This is a genomic window from Myxococcus llanfairpwllgwyngyllgogerychwyrndrobwllllantysiliogogogochensis (assembly GCF_006636215.1).
GTDB classification, from domain to species: Bacteria; Myxococcota; Myxococcia; order Myxococcales; family Myxococcaceae; genus Myxococcus; species Myxococcus llanfairpwllgwyngyllgogerychwyrndrobwllllantysiliogogogochensis.
In genome coordinates, this window is sequence record NZ_VIFM01000500.1 from 1 (window position 1) to 2,244 (window position 2,244).

At 70.2% G+C, this 2,244-nt stretch carries 2 protein-coding genes and 1 pseudogene; 2 read left to right on the forward strand and 1 reads right to left on the reverse strand.

The genetic code is table 11. The features are described from left to right. Together FJV41_RS52935 and FJV41_RS48805 are read left to right on the forward strand one after the other, a co-directional pair. Nucleotides 1-356: pseudogene (locus FJV41_RS52935) on the forward strand (serine/threonine-protein kinase); the annotation flags it as partial. A 156-nt stretch (nucleotides 357-512) separates the two neighbouring features. Beyond that, nucleotides 513-1,322 (forward strand): hypothetical protein, encoded by an 810-nt coding sequence (locus FJV41_RS48805; RefSeq protein ID WP_141649457.1) that lies wholly within the window; start codon nucleotides 513-515, stop codon nucleotides 1,320-1,322. A gap of 30 nt (nucleotides 1,323-1,352) precedes the next feature. Here the strand turns inward: FJV41_RS48805 and FJV41_RS48810 are convergent. Further along, on the reverse strand, nucleotides 1,353-2,244 hold an 892-nt coding region (locus FJV41_RS48810; RefSeq protein WP_141649458.1), incomplete at its 5' end, for a hypothetical protein.

The window sequence follows — 2,244 nt, forward strand, 5'->3', positions numbered from 1 at the left end:
CTCTGACGCCGACCGCCCCCGAGGCGGCCGCCCCTCCGTCGCCCGTGCCCCCGGCTCCGGACCCGGCGGTGGTGGCGGCGGCTCCCGGCGGCACGGCGAACGGTGGTTCCGGCCTTCCTCCGCCAGCTCCCTCCCTGGTCGAGGTGCGGTTCGAGGCCCCTGCGAAGACCATCCTTCGCCAGGAGGGGGGCGAGCGGCTGCCCGTCAACCGGCTCCTGGCCCTGCCGCCCGGCCTCATCAAGGTGGCCTACGACTGCCCCGGACGACGCGCACCTCGGGGGGCAATACCCTACCTCATCGAGCAGGCGACCCCGGGGCCGCTCGTGCTTCAGGTCCCCTGCAAGGTCCGGCGCTAGTCCGGACGGGCACTTGCCCGTATGGGCCGTGCTCCCCCCGAATCGGACAAGTGGGACTGGGTGGGCTTGAGTGCCCTTAAGTCGTTGGATTTCCTAGCTTTTCCGAGGCGCGCGCGCATTGCGCATGTCAGACGGGGCCGTAGAATCCGGCGCTCCATGGCGCGCCTCAAGAAGCAGAAAAACATCGTGACGAAGAGGAGTTACACGGCCGGACGGGTAGTGCGACAGCAGCCTGTCGCACCAGAACCGAACCGGCTCGTGAAGGTTTGGAGACGCGTGCTCGAACGCCGCCTCCGCACGCGCTTACGCGCGAAGGTGGCGGTGGAGGTCCACGACAACACGCACACGATGCTGACCTTCCAACGTCACCGGGCGATGTGGCGGCTGCGGCTGCACCACATGTTCCTGGCGGCGCCGGATGACGTCGTGCAGGCCCTGGCCAGCTTCGTGCGCAAAGGGGACCCGGAGGCGAGCACGCTGTTGGACCGCTACATCGAGCGCAACAAGATGTACATCCGGCGGCTGTCTCCGGCGCAGATGCGCAAGCGCATCCGGCTGGAGCCCCTGGGTCAGCACCACGACCTGGAGCGCATCTTCGAGCGGCTCAACGAGCGGTACTTCAGCACCCGTCGCATCGATGCGGCCATCACCTACGGCCCGGCACCTCGGGTGAAGGGGCCCCGCAAGAGCATCAAGATGGGCTCCTACTCGGCGGACTCCAAGGTCATCCGCATCCATCCGGCGTTGGACCAGCCGGTGGTGCCCCGCTACTTCGTGGAGTGGATTGTCTTCCACGAGATGCTCCACCACATCTACCGGACGAGGAAGGGCGACGACGGGCGGCGCTGCATCCACCCGCCGGAGCTCATCGAGCACGAGAAGCGCTTCCACGACTACACGCGGGCCCAGGCCTGGGAGCAGGAGAACCTGGACCTGCTGCTGCGCGCCCGCGTCTCGCCGGACTGAAGGACTCGGCAGGGCCCATCCTCCCCAGGTTCAGGGGAGGATGAGGCCACCGGGGCTGCGCCGCTCCTGAGTGGGGGCGGCCTCCGTGGGCGAGGGTGCACTGGCGCCAGGTGCCTTCCCAGCTCGCCGGGCGGCGGCCTCTTCGCGGGCTCCGGCGGCGGCGACCAGACCGACCACCTTCTCGAAGAGATGCTGGGCGAAGCGGGAGAAGGGCTGCGTGGCGCCGTGGAAGAGGCGCCGCGCCTCACCCCGGGCGACTTCGGCCTCGCGCTTCCTCCCGGTCCGCTCGAAGAAGTCCGCCATCCTCCACAGCCGCAGGGCGTAGCGACGGGACATGTCGGGGGTGAAGTACTCCTGCGTCACCGTGCGCACCGCGCCCTGGAGCTGGTCCTGGCGCTGTACGTCGCTGAGCGCCAGGGGGCTGACCACCACCTCGTCCAGCTTCGCGAGCAGGCGCCTGGTGATGGACTCCGGTGGGAGCCACGCTGCCAGTTCCGGTGTCTCGTGCAGCAGGTCTCCGTCGAGCGCGTGGCGGACGTCCTCCGGCTCGGGCTGGGGGAGGGTGGTGGGCTCGAGCTGGGGCTGCACGCCGAAGTGGCGCAGCGCGACATCGAGCCCCTCGGGAAAGGGCGTGTGGGCGCGCAGGTTGAGGCCAGCGGCCTCGGCCAGCAGGGCCGCCGCCTCGTGCTGGGGCAGCTCCACCGTGCCGCCCTGCTCCAGTCCGTCCTTGAGGATGCGGCGCCAGATGCTCCGGCTCGCCTCCTGGAGCTGCAACTGGAGGACGCCCTCCTCGTCGGAGATGAGGGCCTGCACCATCTCGATGCCACCCGCGCGCAGCACGCGGCCCATGACGAGGGCCCGCTCACCTCGGCCCGTCACCGTGCTGGCCAGGGCCGGGAGCGCCTCGGGGGAGGGGGAGGGC